This window comes from Chryseobacterium vaccae (assembly GCF_009602705.1).
In the GTDB taxonomy this organism is placed as follows: domain Bacteria; phylum Bacteroidota; class Bacteroidia; order Flavobacteriales; family Weeksellaceae; genus Chryseobacterium; species Chryseobacterium vaccae.
The window spans coordinates 4,854,395-4,870,934 of the sequence record NZ_VSWH01000001.1 but is presented as its reverse complement, the minus strand read 5'-3'; the positions used below and the strand labels follow the sequence as shown (position 1 = coordinate 4,870,934).

Annotated in this window: 14 protein-coding genes; 8 read left to right on the top strand and 6 right to left on the bottom strand. The window is 39.0% G+C overall.

Features of this window, described 5'->3' with window-relative positions; translation table 11 throughout:
- Positions 1 to 68 precede the first annotated feature (68 nt).
- Together FW768_RS22375 and FW768_RS22370 are read left to right on the top strand one after the other, a co-directional pair.
- The gene (locus FW768_RS22375; protein WP_153399393.1) at positions 69 to 2,141 is read left to right on the top strand and encodes an alpha-ketoacid dehydrogenase subunit alpha/beta; all 2,073 of its coding nucleotides are present in this window, start codon (positions 69 to 71) and stop codon (positions 2,139 to 2,141) included.
- A 114-nt stretch (positions 2,142 to 2,255) separates the two neighbouring features.
- Positions 2,256 to 3,284 carry a bestrophin family protein gene (locus FW768_RS22370; RefSeq protein ID WP_153399391.1) on the top strand — a complete coding sequence of 343 codons (1,029 nt, stop codon included), beginning with the start codon at positions 2,256 to 2,258 and terminating at the stop codon, positions 3,282 to 3,284.
- A gap of 18 nt (positions 3,285 to 3,302) precedes the next feature.
- Here the strand turns inward: FW768_RS22370 and FW768_RS22365 are convergent, their stop codons facing one another.
- Positions 3,303 to 3,761 (bottom strand): Lrp/AsnC family transcriptional regulator, encoded by a 459-nt coding sequence (locus FW768_RS22365; protein ID WP_153399389.1) that lies wholly within the window; start codon positions 3,759 to 3,761, stop codon positions 3,303 to 3,305.
- A gap of 157 nt (positions 3,762 to 3,918) precedes the next feature.
- On the opposite strand from FW768_RS22365, the gene FW768_RS22360 reads away from it, so the two are divergent.
- The gene (locus FW768_RS22360) at positions 3,919 to 5,145 is read left to right on the top strand and encodes an aminotransferase class I/II-fold pyridoxal phosphate-dependent enzyme (RefSeq protein WP_153399387.1); all 1,227 of its coding nucleotides are present in this window, start codon (positions 3,919 to 3,921) and stop codon (positions 5,143 to 5,145) included.
- A 39-nt stretch (positions 5,146 to 5,184) separates the two neighbouring features.
- Here FW768_RS22360 and FW768_RS22355 read toward each other — a convergent pair whose 3' ends face one another.
- Entirely contained in the window at positions 5,185 to 6,189 is a 1,005-nt protein-coding gene (locus FW768_RS22355) for a glycosyltransferase (protein ID WP_153399385.1), read from the bottom strand.
- Positions 6,190 to 6,392: 203 nt separating this feature from the next.
- On the opposite strand from FW768_RS22355, the gene FW768_RS22350 reads away from it, so the two are divergent.
- Positions 6,393 to 7,316 (top strand): hypothetical protein, encoded by a 924-nt coding sequence (locus FW768_RS22350; RefSeq protein ID WP_153399383.1) that lies wholly within the window; start codon positions 6,393 to 6,395, stop codon positions 7,314 to 7,316.
- A gap of 64 nt (positions 7,317 to 7,380) precedes the next feature.
- On the opposite strand, the gene FW768_RS22345 is transcribed toward FW768_RS22350, so the two are convergent.
- Entirely contained in the window at positions 7,381 to 7,800 is a 420-nt protein-coding gene (locus tag FW768_RS22345) for a branched-chain amino acid ABC transporter substrate-binding protein (protein WP_231128775.1), read from the bottom strand.
- A gap of 59 nt (positions 7,801 to 7,859) precedes the next feature.
- Entirely contained in the window at positions 7,860 to 9,026 is a 1,167-nt protein-coding gene (locus tag FW768_RS22340; protein ID WP_153399381.1) for a THUMP domain-containing class I SAM-dependent RNA methyltransferase, read from the bottom strand.
- Between the two features lie 137 nt (positions 9,027 to 9,163).
- On the opposite strand from FW768_RS22340, the gene FW768_RS22335 reads away from it, so the two are divergent.
- Positions 9,164 to 9,889, top strand: a complete 726-nt coding sequence (locus FW768_RS22335; RefSeq protein WP_153399379.1) for a class I SAM-dependent DNA methyltransferase — start codon at positions 9,164 to 9,166, stop codon at positions 9,887 to 9,889.
- A 2-nt stretch (positions 9,890 to 9,891) separates the two neighbouring features.
- Positions 9,892 to 10,617, top strand: a complete 726-nt coding sequence (locus FW768_RS22330) for a ZIP family metal transporter (RefSeq protein ID WP_153400029.1) — start codon at positions 9,892 to 9,894, stop codon at positions 10,615 to 10,617.
- A 226-nt stretch (positions 10,618 to 10,843) separates the two neighbouring features.
- On the opposite strand, the gene FW768_RS22325 is transcribed toward FW768_RS22330, so the two are convergent.
- Positions 10,844 to 12,250 carry an OmpP1/FadL family transporter gene (locus tag FW768_RS22325; RefSeq protein ID WP_153399378.1) on the bottom strand — a complete coding sequence of 469 codons (1,407 nt, stop codon included), beginning with the start codon at positions 12,248 to 12,250 and terminating at the stop codon, positions 10,844 to 10,846.
- Positions 12,251 to 12,279: 29 nt separating this feature from the next.
- Complete coding sequence (locus FW768_RS23950) at positions 12,280 to 13,386, bottom strand: prolyl-tRNA synthetase (RefSeq protein WP_153399376.1); 1,107 nt, start codon at positions 13,384 to 13,386, stop codon at positions 12,280 to 12,282.
- A 144-nt stretch (positions 13,387 to 13,530) separates the two neighbouring features.
- Between FW768_RS23950 and proS the strand changes: the two genes are divergently transcribed.
- Complete coding sequence (gene proS, locus FW768_RS22315) at positions 13,531 to 15,006, top strand: proline--tRNA ligase (protein WP_153399375.1); 1,476 nt, start codon at positions 13,531 to 13,533, stop codon at positions 15,004 to 15,006.
- A gap of 115 nt (positions 15,007 to 15,121) precedes the next feature.
- The gene (locus tag FW768_RS22310) at positions 15,122 to 16,438 is read left to right on the top strand and encodes an OmpA family protein (protein ID WP_153399373.1); all 1,317 of its coding nucleotides are present in this window, start codon (positions 15,122 to 15,124) and stop codon (positions 16,436 to 16,438) included.
- Positions 16,439 to 16,540 lie beyond the last annotated feature (102 nt).

The following is a 16,540-nucleotide window of genomic DNA, read 5'->3' as shown; positions in this document are numbered from 1 at the left end:
ACTCAAAGATTTCACACAAAATACTAACACTTGTTAGTATTTTGTTTTTTTATGTATATTTGCTATCTATGGAAAATACACTTCACGAAAAGGTTTCTCAGGATATCCTGCTAAAAGCATACAATCATATGATGCTGGCTAAGGCAATGGCAGACATCTATGAAGAAAACAGAAATATATGTAAATATGTTCATAGTACTTCAAGAGGTCATGAAGCTATTCAGCTGGCTACCGCATACCAATTAAAAAAAGAGGACTGGGTTTCGCCTTACTACAGAGACGAAAGTATTCTTTTAGGAATCGGGTTTGAACCTTATCAATTAATGCTTCAGCTATTAGCTAAGGCAGAAGATCCTTTTTCAGGAGGAAGATCGTATTATTCCCATCCTTCAAGCAGAGACGAAGATAAACCTAAAATCATTCACCAGAGTTCAGCCACAGGAATGCAGACAATTCCTACCACTGGTGTTGCTCAGGGAATAAAATACATTCAGGAATTCAATTTACAGAATTTCGAAAACAATCCGGTTGTTGTATGCAGTCTTGGAGACAACTCGGTAACGGAAGGCGAAGTGAGTGAAGCTTTACAATTTGCAGCCTTACATCAGCTTCCGATCATATTCCTCGTACAGGATAATGAATGGGGGATTTCCGTAACCAAAGAAGAGGCAAGAACCTGCGACGCTTACGATTTCGTGGCTGGATTTACCGGTCTTAGCAGAATGCGTGTAGACGGAACAGACTTCGTGGAAAGTTTTGAAGCGATGAAAAAAGCGGTTGATTTCGTAAGAAATGAAAGAAAGCCTTTAGTAGTTTGTGCAAAAACTGTACTTATCGGGCATCATACTTCAGGAGTAAGAAGAGAATTCTACAGAGATGAAGAAGATTTAACCAAACATAGAGCAAAAGATCCTGGAGAAATTCTGAGAAAACATTTACTGGAATCAGGAGCAGATGAGGATCTTTTAAAACAGATCACGAAAAAAGCCCGTCTTGAAGCTGAAGAAGCTTTCGAAAAAGCAAAAAATGCTGAAGACCCAAAACCTGAAACGGTTATGCAGCACGTTTTCGCCCCTACCCCTATAACTGAAGAAACAGGAACCCGAGAACCTGCAGACGGTGAAAAAATCGTTATGGTAGACGCAGCCATTCACGCGATCCAGGAGCTGATGTGGAAACATCCGGAAGCATTGCTATACGGACAGGATGTTGGGGAAAGAATCGGAGGAGTTTTCCGTGAAACCGTTACTTTAGGAAAAAAATTCGGAAATAAGAGGGTATTCAATACAGCTATTCAGGAAGCTTATATCATAGGCTCCACTACAGGAATGAGTGCTGTTGGATTAAAGCCGATTGTTGAAGTTCAGTTTGCCGATTATATTTATCCTGGAATCAACCAGTTGATCACAGAAATTTCAAAGTCAAGCTACCTAAGTGGCGGAAAATACCCCGTCAGCAATATCATCCGTGTACCGATTGGTGCTTATGGCGGAGGTGGTCCTTACCATAGCGGAAGTGTAGAAAGTATCTTAGCTAATATAAAGGGAATTAAAATAGCTTACCCAAGTAACGCTGCAGATTTCAAAGGACTTTTAAAAGCCGCTTATTATGACCCGAATCCAGTTGTTATGCTGGAACATAAAGGTCTGTACTGGAGCAAGGTTCCCGGAACTGAAGATGCCAAAACCATTGAACCTGCAGAAGATTATATCCTACCTTTCGGAAAAGGAAAAGTAATTATTGAAGCTGATCAGAACGAAACCGAAAAAGGCAGAACATTACTTGTAGTTACTTACGGAATGGGCGTTTACTGGGCTAAAGAAGCTGCTAAGAACTTTAACGGAAGAGTTGAGGTTATAGACCTTAGAACTTTAATTCCATTAGATGAAGAACTTGTGTTTGAAAGAGTAAAAGTACACGGAAAATGTATCGTTCTAACTGAAGAACAGCTTAACAATTCATTCGCAGAAGCTTTTGCACACCGTATTTCTAAAAACTGCTTCAGATATCTGGATGCTCCGGTAGAAACCATGGGATCACTGAATGTTCCGGCTGTTCCAATCAACCTTGTTCTGGAAAAAGAAATGCTTCCGAATGCTGAAAAACTCAGCATTAAAATAGAAGAAATGCTTAATTATTAAATATTGAAACCTCTGAAAAATCAGAGGTTTTTTTTATTAATTTTAATAAACAGAAGGGTGCCTCATTTTTGGTATCCATTTTGTTTATATGCACATCAAATTTCCTGAAGCATTATGATCACAACGAAATATGTCAATTACAGACAGGTTCTCAATCTATCCGGCGCTCATCTGATCCTGATCAGCATATGGTGTACCCTGATCGCCGTTCTTTTTTATTTTTTCAATTGGGAGTGGATGATCATACCATGGGTTCCCGTAGCTTTGATTGGTACAGCGGAGGCCTTTTTAGTAGGTTTTAAAAACAACCAGGCTTACGACAGACTTTGGGAAGCCAGAAAGATCTGGGGAGGCATTGTGAATTCCAGCCGGTCTTTTGCTTCAATGATCTATGCGTTCGATACAAAGAACGAAGAAATAGGAACCTTTGATCTTGAAGACCGGAAAAGGAGAATTGTCTACCGTCATATTGCGTGGCTCTATACTTTCCGTGAGCAGCTTCTGGTTCCTACCGAATGGGAGCATATCAGCTCGGAAAATAAATTCGGAAATATAAACCTGAGAAGAAACAGACTAATTAAAGCTGGTTTTCCCGACTACGGAAGAGCTCCTATTTTCCTGCACAAATATCTTTCAGAAGAAGAATATGATCTTAAGGATGATTATAAAAACTTTGCCACTTATCTGAACTCACAACAGGCAAAAGACATCAATGAATTAAAAAATATGAATGCTATCACAGAATTCAACCAGATGCAGCTCCAGACCTGCCTGAATGAATTCTACGGTTTTCAGGGACAGGCGGAAAGAATTAAAAAATTCCCTTCACCAAGACAGTTCGCCAGTACAGCATTTGTCTTCAATATTCTTTTTATTATGCTGCTTCCGTTGGGACTTGTTAATGAATTTGCTAAACTGGGAGATTTTGGAATCTGGGCTTCTATTCCTTTTTGTATCATCATCGGATGGATTTACATCATCATGGAATTGGTGGGAGATTATTCTGAAAACCCTTTCGCCGGGCTCATGTTTGATGTCCCAATGCTTTCGATATGCAGAACCATTGAAATTGACCTACTTCAAATGACGGGAGAAACCGACCTTCCTGAACCCATTGCATCGAAACACGGAGTTTTAATCTAAGCGCCGGAATTTCAATAATTAAAGCTCAATAGCCGTTGTATTTTTCACCTCAGAGATCATAAATGAGCTGTGAGTACTCGCAATATGTTGCAAAGCGGTCAGTTTGGTTAGCATAAAATTTCTGTAATCCTGCATATCTTTCACCCCTATTTTAAGAATGTAATCATAATCTCCACTTACATGAAAACATTCTGTAACCTCGTTAAGGTTCATGATTTCCTTTTCAAACTGCATCACAAATTCCTTTTTGTGCTGCGTTAATTTTATATGACACAGTACAATAAAATCCCGGTTTACTTTATGCCGGTCAAGAAGAGCTACATACTTTGAGATCACGCCCAGATTTTCAAGCTTCCTTACCCGTTCGTATACGGCTGTAACAGAAAGTCCAAGCTTGTAAGACAGTTCTTTGGTGGTTTGCTTGCAGTCTTCCTGAAGTAACACGAGCAGTTTTTTATCTGTTTCATCAAAATTCATAGATGTTTTTTTGGAAAAAGTTTAACATTCTCAAAGATAACAAACATATTTTCTAAGTAAAACGGAATTAATAGATTTATATTCTACAAATTTAAATTTATATTGTAATAATTCTGAAAACAAAGCATATTTAGGCCATCAATAAAACTTAAAGCTTATGGAAAATTTTAATGCGGCGAATGAGATTCAGGATCTTCAGTATTTTGGTGAATTCGGAGGAGTAAATCCTTCGATCTCTGACAGCTCTACTTATACTTTTCTTTCTGCAAAAACCATGTTCGATACTTTTGAAGGAAATGCAGAAGGATGCTATTTATATTCCAGACATTCATCCCCGATGAATCTTTATCTGGCACAGGCTCTGGCTAAAATGGAAAACACCGAAGCAGCCAATGTAACAGCATCAGGTATGGGTGCTATTACGTCAGTTTTGATGCAAATCTGTAAAAGCGGAGATCATATTATTTCCAGCAGAACCATTTATGGAGGAACGTATGCTTTTTTAAAGAACTTCCTGCCTCCTTTCAATATTGAAACCACTTTCGTAGACATCAGCAATTTTGAGTCTATCGAAAATTCCATAAAGCCAAGTACTAAAATCATTTACTGCGAAAGCGTAAGCAATCCGCTTCTGGAAGTTGCAGATCTGAGAAAACTTTCTGAAATCTGTAAAAAACATGGTTTACAGCTGATCGTAGACAACACCTTCTCCCCTCTTTCCGTTTCACCGAAATTACTGGGAGCAGATATTGTGATCCACAGCCTTACTAAATTCATCAATGGAAGCAGCGATACTGTTGGCGGAGTATACTGTGGAAGCCAGGAATTTATTAATGATACTAAAAACGTAAATAACGGAGCCTGCATGCTTCTGGGACCTACCATGGACAGCTTCCGTTCGGCAAGCATCCTGAAGAACCTGAGGACACTCCACATCAGAATGAAACAACATAGCTACAATGCCCTATACCTTGCTGAAAGGTTTGAAAAAGATGGTTTAAAAGTATCTTACCCGGGGTTAGCTTCTCACAAAGATCATGAACTGATGAAAAGCATGATGCATGAAGACTATGGGTTCGGCGGACTGCTGACATTAGATGCCGGAACAACCGATAAAGCCAATGAACTCATGGAAATGATGCAGCAGGAAAACTTAGGATACTTAGCGGTAAGCCTTGGATTCTATAAAACCTTATTCTCATGTTCCGGAAGTTCAACCTCATCAGAAATTCCTGAGGAAGAACGTGAAGCCATGGGAATATCAGACGGACTTATCAGATTCTCTATAGGCCTGGATCAGGATATAGAGAGAACTTATCAAAAAATGCGGGAATGCATGCTGAAAACAGGCGTTCTCAACCATGAAACTATATTCATATCTTAATTTATTGTTACAAAGGCTGTCGGAATTTTCCGGCAGCTTTTATTTTGTATGGAAATGTTTTGGAAAAGCCTCTTCCGGCTTCATTCTGAAAACATTCAGTAATATCCACGATTTTAAAAATCCGTAACCATAAGAAAACATCTGGATATAGGTGGAAATGACTGCCATTCCGGCAATACTTATGTTCCGGGTAACAATCAGTGCATGAAAAAGCACCATGAAAGTATACAATCCATAAAAAGCCAGGATAATTCCCCTTTGCATAAGAAAATACTCAAGGAAGCCTAAAATATATCCCAAAAGAAACAAAGTAGGAAAAGCAAAGGACATTTTCACATAATTCGGATGCCTTTGATTAAGGATAGGTCTTGCACAGCCAAACTGATATACCTGCTTGGAAAATTTTCCAAAGTCCACCCTGCGTTTATGGTAAACAGCAATATCATCAAAAAAAGCGGTTGTAAAGCCATTTTCCCAAAGAGTCATCGACAGATCCGGATCTTCACCTATTCTCATTTCGGAAAAACCACCTACTTTTTCAAAAACAGACTTCTTCACTCCCATATTAAAGCTTCTCGGCTGGAATTTAGAAACAGATTTTTTACTTCCTCTAATCCCGCCGGTTGTAAAAACAGACGTCATGGAGTAAGAAATGGCTTTCTGCATCAGGTTAAAACCTTTATGAGCCTTATCTGCTCCCCCGAATGCGTCACACGGAATGGTTTCTATGTCTTTTTTGATATTCTCAATATAGTCTTTCTCTACGATCACATCACTGTCAACAAATAGCAGCCAGTCATTCTGAGCCCGCTTTGCTCCGTAATTTCTGGTAAGACCCGGTCCTGAATTATCTTTACGGAAATATTTGACATCCAGCATTCCCTCAAAATTATGTATGGTGGGTTTAAGATCTACAAAGGAACCGTCATCTACAATAATCACCTCAAACTCTTTATCTGTCTGGTGTGACAGAGAATTCAGCAGCTCAAAAAGTTCATCTTTTCGGTTGAAAATAGCAACGACAATGGAAATAGTAGGCTTCAAATTAAAAATTTTTCAAAATTACTTATTCACAGAAGAACCCGCAAACACTTTGCCATAGATTATCCAACATTTTTTAATCAGAACAAAAAAAATACTCATAAACAATTATTTAAAATATAATTCATACATTGTTGATTAATTATTAGTTATATCTAACTTATAATTCTTAATTTTAAAGAATTTTATAACCAAAAGTACAATTTATGAAAACAAATTTAACATCTATCTTATTAGCCTTCAGTATTTTTTCATACGCCCAAGTTGGAATAGGAACAAATACGCCTAGCGGAGCATTTCACGTAGATGGGAGTAAAGACAATGCAGCTTCTCCTACCCCTGCCCAAACAGCCAACGATTTCATTGTTACCTCTGCTGGATCTGCAGCCTTAGGAACGATAACACCGGATGCTTCAGCAAAATTTCAGGTGGATGCTACCAATAAGGGGATGCTTATTCCTCGCGTCAGCCTATCTACTCCTACAGATGGAGTGACAATTCCTTCTCCTGCCAAGGGTCTTATTGTTTATAATACCAATGTTACAGTGAATATGGAAGAAGGGTTTTACACCAATTACGGAACTCCGGCATCTCCCCAATGGATCACTTATCAGCAGCGTGACAAAACAGCCTGGAGGCTTGACAACGTATTTGACGTTACGGCAGCTGCTCCTGTTGATCAGCCAGTTACTGTAGGGACCACAGTAAATAATCTCAATTTAGGACTAAACATTACCATCACCATTCCACCATTTACTCAGGCCAAGCTGGTTACCACTTACAGTGTTCCCATAGGTACTACTACCATATCAACCAATTTCGGGGGATATTTCGGGATCAGATTTTTGAAAAACGGAGCTGAGCTTCCGGCCGGGTCCAGAAAATATACAGTTCCGGCCGTTTCAACAGGAGTAGCGTCAAGAATGGCCTCAGTAAATGCAACAGTAGGTGATACTGTTGTTAATAATACAGCTACCCCAATCAACGTTATTTATGCTTTAAATGGCTATGTAGAACCTACTGCGGATACTTCAACCATCAGATTTAACATGTGGGCTACTGCGGATCCGAATTTTAACTGGGGAAGAGGATATATGTCTGTTCAGATGTTTACCAAAACAACTTTATAAAATAGTACTGTCTGAAACCAGTTTTTACAATACTTAAGCTCCTTTTTTCAGGGAGCTTTTTTATTTAAACAAACAGACCGGATTTAAAGTAAATACACAGAACCAGTGAAATAAAAAACAAGATTACTGAACCACTGAAGAGAAGCAGCCTGAACAGACTTTTAAAATAATAAAGCTCTGCAATGTATAAAATAAAAAACAGGATGCCTGAAACCGCAATCCCGATTAGTGAAGCAATAATAAGAGTCTGGCTGTAGTTTTCCGGCGGAAGCGGATCTTTAAAAACAAAAAACAGCAATACAGAAGCCGCAACAACAAAAGCAGCACTGGCTTTTTCCGTAAGATATTTTATTTTTTTATTCTTCTCAGGTTGGTCATCATAATGGTGATTGGATGATGATGTTCCTCCTAGTGAAATAAGATTCGATATAAAGTCTATAACATCTACAAAATCCAGGGCCATAGTGTATTTGAATTTAGACAAAAATAAAAATTCTTTTCATAAAATAATAAAAAAACCTTCCGGGATGGAAGGTTGATCTGTTATTTAGGGTTTTCAATTTTATGAACTTTCTTTGTTCCCTCATACATTTCGTACTGCAGGAATCGTGTTTCCAGTTTTCCGTTGAAAAGCTTAATCTTTCTGGATGGACGAAGCCCAATTTTTTTCACCGCTTCAAGGTCCGAAGAAATCAGCCATGCCAATGTATTTGGATAATGGGTTTTGAAAGTATCTCCTATTTTCTTGTAGAAATCGTCATCATTGATAGAGATTCTTTCATCATAAGGAGGGTTAAATACCATCAGTAAAGGGAAAAGTTCTTTTTTAGAATCAAAGAAGTTTTGTTTTCTTACTTCAATCACGTCTTCCATTTCTGCCGCTTCAATATTCATTCTCGCTGCGTTCAGCATACGGGCATCAATATCATAGCCGACAATTTTTCCGGTAAATTCTTTTACTCTGTTGATGCGGAATTCTTTGATCTTGGCAAATAAATCAGCATCATAATTTTTCCAGTTCTGGAAAGCAAATCTTTTTCTGAAAGTCTGTGCAGGAAGATCCATCGCAATCATTGCCGCTTCAATCAGAAGTGTTCCCGAACCGCACATCGGATCAAGGAAATTCCCTTTTCCGTCCCATCCTGCTAACTGAAGCATTCCACTGGCAAGAACCTCATTAATAGGCGCCTCGCCCTGCTCCTTCCTGTATCCTCTTTTAAACAAAGCGTCTCCGGAAGAATCTAAAGAAATGGTAATCAGCTCACGATCGATATGCAGGTGAAATTTAATATCCGGCGATCTTGTTTCTACATTAGGACGTCTCTTGAACTTATCCTGAAAATAGTCTACAATGGCATCTTTCATTTTAAGGGTCACAAACTGTGAATGCTTAAATGTTTCTGAATTCACTGTAGCATCAATGGCAAAAGATTGATCAACATCCATGAATTCTTCCCAGTTTACCTTAAAAAGTCTATCGTAAAACTGATGCTGGTTGAACGCTTTAAATTCATGAATCGGGATCAAAATTTTCAAAGCTGTTCTCGCCGAATAATTTACTTTATAAAGAAAGCCAAGGTCACCCTCACAATTAACCGCTCTGTTTTTCACTTCTACCTTTCTTCCTCCTAACTTTTTGACTTCTTCTGCCAAAATCTGTTCCAGCCCGAAGAATGTTTTTATCTGAATCTGTAGATTTTCTGTATCCATAATTAAGGTGCTAAAAGATTTAATGATTTAAAAATTAAAAGATTAGCTATCAAAATTCAAAATTCCATTGATCCTGTCAATCTTTCAAAATGCAAATACTTTGCTTTTAACAGCGCAAATTTAGTTATTTTTGTATTATGGAATGGTTTGAATCTTGGTTTGATACCCCTTATTATCATCTTCTCTACAATAACAGAGACTATACGGAAGCAGAAAACTTTATTACAGCACTGACAAAAGACCTTCAGCTCCCGCCTTCATCCAGAATCATTGATCTGGCCTGCGGAAAAGGAAGACATTCTGTTTTTCTGAATAAACTGGGCTACGATGTACTGGGACTTGATCTTTCCAGACAGAGTATAGAATTTGATAAACAATTTGAAAACCAGACGCTTATTTTCGACGTGCATGATATGCGAAATCCGATTGATGCTGATCCTATGGATGCAGTCTTCAATTTATTTACAAGCTTTGGATATTTCGACAATGAAAATGACGATAAAAAAGTCTTTCAGTCTGTGTACAATGCCCTGAAATCCGAAGGATACTTTGTTCTGGATTATCTGAATGAAGAATACGTGAGAAAAACTTTAATTCCTGAAGCCTCCGTAAAACGCGGTGATATTGAATTTAAGATCCTTAAAAAGATCGAAGGCAGGCATATTATCAAAGACATTCGCTTTGAAGCAGACGGAAAACCTTTTCATTTCTTTGAAAAAGTAAAACTTCACTCACTGGAAGAGATCCATTCTTATGCAGCAGATTGTGGTTTCGAAAGAATAAAAGTCTGGGGAGATTACCAGTTAAATGAATTCTCTAAAGATATCTCACCAAGATGTATTAATTTATTTAAGAAAAAATAATGATGACGGTATTTTTACTGATCCTAAGTGTGATCGCAGGAGTATTTCTCGGAAAACACTTCGGGAAGAAGGAAAAACTGGCCAAAAATCTGCTGGTTCTGAGTGCAGGATTCCTGATTACGATCTGTCTGAATGAAGTGTTCCCTCAAGTGTATACCTCCGAAGCAGGCAGTAATCTTGGAATATTCGTGATTGCAGGGGTTCTTCTGCAGATGATCCTTGAAGCGCTGACAAAAGGCTTTGAGCATGGTCATTTTCACCATCACAATGAGCACAATATTCTTCCGGTAGCCTTAATGGTAGGGTTATTTGTTCATGCCTTTATTGAAGGAATTCCTTTAGCTAATGAAGAGCACGAGCTTTCACCTTATCTCTTGGGAATTCTATTTCATAACCTTCCTATTTCATTTATTCTTGGGGCCTTTTTATTCAACAGAAAAAATGAATCCAAAGGATCATCATATCCGTCACTCCTGATTGTTGCTTTGTTTGCTCTGGCTTCGCCTATGGGAATGCTTTTGGGGAATTACTTCAATCCGGATCTTCAGCCCTATTTTCTGGCCATTGTAGGCGGAATTTTTCTTCATATCTCATCTGTTATCATTTTTGAAAGCAACAAAAACCATAATATTGACTGGATCAAGATCGGACTGGTCATTGTAGGGGTTTCTCTCGCTCTGGTTATGCATCTTTTCCACAGCCACCCTCATGCGGGACATCATCATTAATATCAGTCAGGTTTGAAGCACGTAGATGGAAGGAGGAAGTTATGAAGATCATCCATAATAAAAAATATTGACCTGTTTTTATCTTTTTTAAGTAGCCTTCAATATCTATAATTAAAAGTAGCTGTCAGTCTCCTTCTTTCAGCATTTAATCTTAAAATACGCCCAATAAAAAAGCTCCGGACAATGTCCGGAGCCTCAATTTAATCACTCATTACACAATCTGGAATTAGAATTTCCAGCCGAATGTAACAAAGAAGTTATTTCTGTTATTTTTCACATCAGTTACTACAAAATGATCTGATCCTAAGATTCTATTACTAGAATAATAAGCTGTATCTGTAGCAGGATCTCCCGTTTCAATCCCTCTTAAATAAGGATTGCTATAGCTGGAAGTAACATACTGATAAGATGCATCAATATAGAATGACTTGAAATCATATCCTAATCCGAAAGAAGCCAGGTTTCTGTCATTCAACATCATATTGCTGTACGATCTGTCCGCAACAGAAGCATCAGGATTCAGCTGACTTACCGTTAAAGCATCAAAAGGATTGGATGTATAAGAATATCCACCTCTTAGTCTGAATTGTTTGATTCTGTATTCCGCACCGATTCTTACTTCTGAAATATTCTTATAATTATCTTTAAAGAAGCTGTTCAAATCACTTTCTGTTCCGGAATATACCTTATACTTAGGTCTTGTAACCCCTAAGGTATAGTCCACATTCAATGAAAAGTTTTTGCTTGCTACAAATGCTGCACTCACAGTGGCTTTAAGCGGCGTGGTCAATTTCTGATTCTCTCCACCGATACCATCTCCCCGCTGAGGATCATTATAGAAGTTATATTCCCTGTCAATAGACCAGAAAGTAGGCGTTTCAATGGAAGCTCCTACTCTGAAATTAGGATTTAACTTTCCGATAACCCCTAGTGAAGCTGAAAAACCTGTAGATCTTTCAGAAAAAGGAGTATTCTGTCTGTCGAAAAACTCTAAAGATCCGTTATCAACCATCTGAAAAGCAGCTGTATCATACTGATCAATAGATGCTCCGAAGAAATTTAAGCCGGCACCAATATATACACTATGATTATAATTCGCTCCAACCCCAAAACTTGTTTTGGAAAGATTTCCGTATCTGTTATAAGCATGACCCGCTAATGATGCACTTTTACCATCATTGAAATCTGTGATAAGGTTATTACTTCCAGAGGATTCTATATAATTATCTAATGATTGATTGGAATAGTTGATCCCGATATTGACAAACTTCCAGGCTGTCTCAGTCATAAGCGGGAAGGTAATTACCCCTCCGATATTCCCTACATCAGTGTTTGTCTTGCTATAATTTACTGTAGAACCGTTCCAGGTACTTTTATTCCTATTTCCTGCAATGGATAAAGTTCCGGAAACTTCACTTGAAATAGCAACCCCTAAACCAGCGGGGTTAGTAAGCAAGGAATTGGCATCACCTCCCAAAGCTCCGTTAGATCCTGCCATTGCATTGAATTTTGCAGAACCTGTCATAGAAGAACCGGAATAAGCCTCTACAGTATTCCTTAATACAGAAACATCCTGAGCCTGCGCAAAAAAAGCTGCAGCAATGCCCGTTAATACTAAAGATTTTTTTAACATTATTCTTTTAATAGTTATTGAGTTTATAATTATCTGCCGCCGCTTCTGAAACCGCCGCCACCGCCGCCGCCTCTAAAACCGCCACCGCCGCCTGAAGAACCGCCTCCTCTGAAGCCTCCTCCTGAGCTGCTGTTATTGAAGCCTCCGTTCGATCTGAATCCACTGTCATTCCTGAACCCTCCATTATCTCTCTGCGGAGTGTAATTAGGTCTTGGCTGAGAATTTGAATTACGGAATCCGCCAGACTGCTGAGATTGATTTCTGAATCCTCCATTCGTGTTTCCTTGTCTGAAACCACCGTTTGAATTCCCTTGTCTGAAGCCTCCATTCGTATTTGAATTACGGAATCCGCTGTTTGAGCTATTGCTGTTTCTGAAACCGTTGTTTGAACTTCTTACAGCATCTCCACTGTTTCTGAATCCGCCTCTGTAAGTATTGGTATTGTATACCGCATTGGTTAAGCCAGGATTACTGAAGCCTCCTCCGCCGCTTCTTCTGTAAATGGGTCTGTTATAATATCCGTGGCCCCAGTAACCACCACCCCAATAAGGGTAGCCGTAACCTCCGCCCCAGAACGGATCATAATATCCTCCCCAGTAAGGTGAGTAGCCATATCCCCAGTATGGGCTTCCCCATCCGATAGAGCCTCCCCAGCCCCAACCGAATGATCCACCCCAACCCCAGGATAATCCCATACCCCAGCCACGGTTCCAACCCCAATAAGGGTTATAGCCTCCATACCATCCCCAAGGATTTCCCCATCCCCAGGAATTGTCATAATAGTTAGTCTGTGAGCCGGCAAAATTACCCCAGTCTGAATCTGTAGCATTCATATTCAGGTTAACATCACTCCATGAATTGTATCTGTTATCACGCTCCTTCGCATTAGCCTCTGCATTTTGAATCACATTGGAATCCTGATAATAATCATAATTTTCGCCTACTCGGTTTCCGCCATCATTGATAATTACTCCTTCTGGCAGCGTATCTTTATTCGGGTCATAGTACACCCCGTCTGTCTCTGTGTATCCGCCCATCTGAGCGCCACAAGACACAAGCAGCAATCCGCCCGATATGGCTAAAATCCCTTTGGACTTTAACAAACCAAGCAAATTTTTATGTATATTTTTTTTCATGATAACGTATAAATTTTTAATTTAAATTATATTTGCAATCTGTACCAAAAATGTACCAAACACTGGTAAAAAAATCTATCAAAAATAGATCTTTATTTTTAGATTACAATAATGTACAAAAGTTAAAAAAATTTAAAAAAAATAATGGCAAAATTAACCTCAAGAAGCGAAGATTACAGCAAATGGTATAATGAGCTGGTTGTAAAAGCTGACCTAGCTGAAAACTCTGGAGTGCGGGGATGTATGGTGATCAAACCGTACGGCTATGCAATCTGGGAAAAAATGCGTGATGAAATGGATAAAAAATTCAAAGAAACAGGTCACGTAAATGCTTATTTCCCGCTTTTTGTGCCCAAAAGTTTGTTTGAGGCTGAGGAGAAAAATGCAGAAGGTTTTGCTAAAGAATGTGCAGTGGTTACCCATTACAGATTAAAAACAGATCCTGACAACCCTTCTAAACTTATTGTAGACCCGGATGCGAAACTGGAAGAAGAACTTATCGTACGTCCTACCTCTGAAGCCATCATCTGGAACACTTATAAAAACTGGATCCAGTCTTACAGAGACCTTCCGATCCTGATCAACCAATGGGCTAATGTTGTACGTTGGGAAATGAGAACCCGTCTATTTTTAAGAACGGCAGAATTTTTATGGCAGGAAGGGCACACGGCACATGCTACCAAGGATGAAGCTGTAGAAGAGGCTGAAAAAATGAACCAGGTATATGCTGATTTTGCGGAAAACTTCATGGCTATGCCAGTAATTCAGGGGTTGAAAACACCTTCTGAAAGATTTGCCGGTGCTGATGAAACCTACTGTATTGAAGCCTTAATGCAGGACGGAAAAGCTCTTCAGGCCGGTACATCCCACTTTCTGGGACAGAATTTCGCAAAAGCTTTTGATGTGAAGTTCACCAATAAGGAAGGAAAAATTGAACACGCATGGGCAACTTCATGGGGAACATCTACCCGTCTGATGGGAGCTTTGATCATGACCCACTCTGATGATTTCGGTTTGGTGCTTCCTCCTACTCTTGCACCGATCCAGGTTGTAATTGTTCCAATCTTTAAAGGAGACGAACAGCTTGCGCAGATCAGTGAGGTGGCGTTGGATATTCAGGCTAAATTAAAAGCTAAAGGAATTTCTGTGAAATTTGATAATGATACTCAGAACAAACCGGGCTGGAAATTTGCAGAATATGAACTGAAAGGAGTTCCGGTAAGAATTGCAATGGGACCAAGAGATTTGGAAAACAAGTCTGTTGAAATTGCAAGAAGAGACAATCTTACCAAAGAAGTACGTTCAATTGAAGGGCTGGACAGCTACATTGAAGAGTTACTACAAACCATCCAGAAAGATATTTTTGAAAAGGCATTAAACTTCAGAAAAGATAATATCACGAAAGTGGATACCTACGAGGAATTCAAAACCGTTCTTGAAGGAAAAGGAGGTTTCATCTATGCACATTGGGACGGAACAGCTGAAGAGGAAGAGCAGATCAAGGATGAAACGAAAGCCACAATCAGATGTATTCCTTTAGATGATGACATTGAAGAGGGAATTTCCATGATTTCAGGAAAACCTTCTAAAAGACGTGTATTATTCGCAAAAGCTTACTAATAATTTTGTTAATTTCCAAAAATTTAGACGAAATTCAAATAAATATTTAAAAAAAGTGACATTTGGACAGATTTTTGTTTAAATTTATGGAACATTAATCTCAAAATAATTTATTATGTCTTTAAATGTCATTGATTTAATTAAAGGACAGCTAGGTCCGGCTTTGGTTTCACAAGCAGCTTCCCAGTTTGGAGAAAGTGAATCCGGTATTTCAAAAGCAATTGGAGGTTTACTGCCTGCTGTGGTAGGAGGACTGGCAAACAACGCAGACAATCCGGGAGTTTTAGATGCAATAACCGGTGCTTCGTCAAGCGGAATTTTAGGAAATTTATTAGGAGGTGCTTCTAATAATCCTATGATATCTAACCTTCTGACTTCCATCTTTGGAGATAAAGTAGGCGGAATTGTGAACTCTATTGCCACTTTTGCAGGAATCAGCAATAACTCATCCAGTTCACTGCTGAATCTGGTAACAGGAGCTACGGTAGGTTCTATAGGTAAGTATGCTGCAGATAATAATCTGGATAAATCTGGTATTTCAGGCTTACTGAATGACCAGAAAGGTATTATTTCTTCATTACTGCCTGCAGGACTTTCTCTTGCATCACTGAATATCGGCGACTGGGCTAAAGGGTACAAGTTTGGTAATGACAACGATACCGCAACAGCTGCAGCCAGTGAAGAGCCTAAAATAGAGGTAACAAGAAGTACTACACCTACAGGAACAGATCCTGACAGAAATAACAACAATGAAGGCGGAGGTTCAATCTGGAAATGGTTGCTTCCGCTTTTACTGTTAATTGCCGCCGGCTATTTCTTATGGAAGCAATGTGAGAAAAAACAGACCACCACAACTACTACAGCAACAGATTCTACAGGATCTTCTATGGATTCATCTACGGCAGCCACTCCACCGGATACTTCTGCTTCTACAACAGCAGCTCCGGCAGCCACCAAGACAGATGAAAACATCGATCTTAATGGGGTTATGCTGAAAGGATACAAAGGAGGAATGGAAGACCAGATGATTGCTTTCCTAAAATCAGGAGGATATAAAAATGCCGCAGATGATGCTGCCTTAAAAGATAAGTGGTATAATTTTGACCATGTAAATTTCAAAATGGGAAGCTCTACTGAACTGGAAGCTGGTTCTCAGGGACAGCTTGATAATTTAGTAGCAATTCTAAAAGCATTCCCTGAAGCTAAAGTTAAAATCGGAGGTTATACTGATAAAACAGGAAATGAAGCAGCTAACCTGAAATTATCTAAAGAAAGAGCTGAGTTCATCAAAGCTGCTGTAACAAAAGCAGGTGTAGGCGCTCAGGTTCTGGAAGCTAACGGTTACGGAAGTAAATTTGCTACGGTAGACGCTAAAGCTTCTGATGCAGAAAGAGCTGCAGACAGAAAAATGGCGGTAAGATTCGCAAAATAATTCTCTTTAGAATTAATAAAAATAAGATCCCGGAAAGTAATTTTCCGGGATTTTTCTTGTACTTATTCTTGTATTTACATTTATTTAATTAAATTTGTTAGT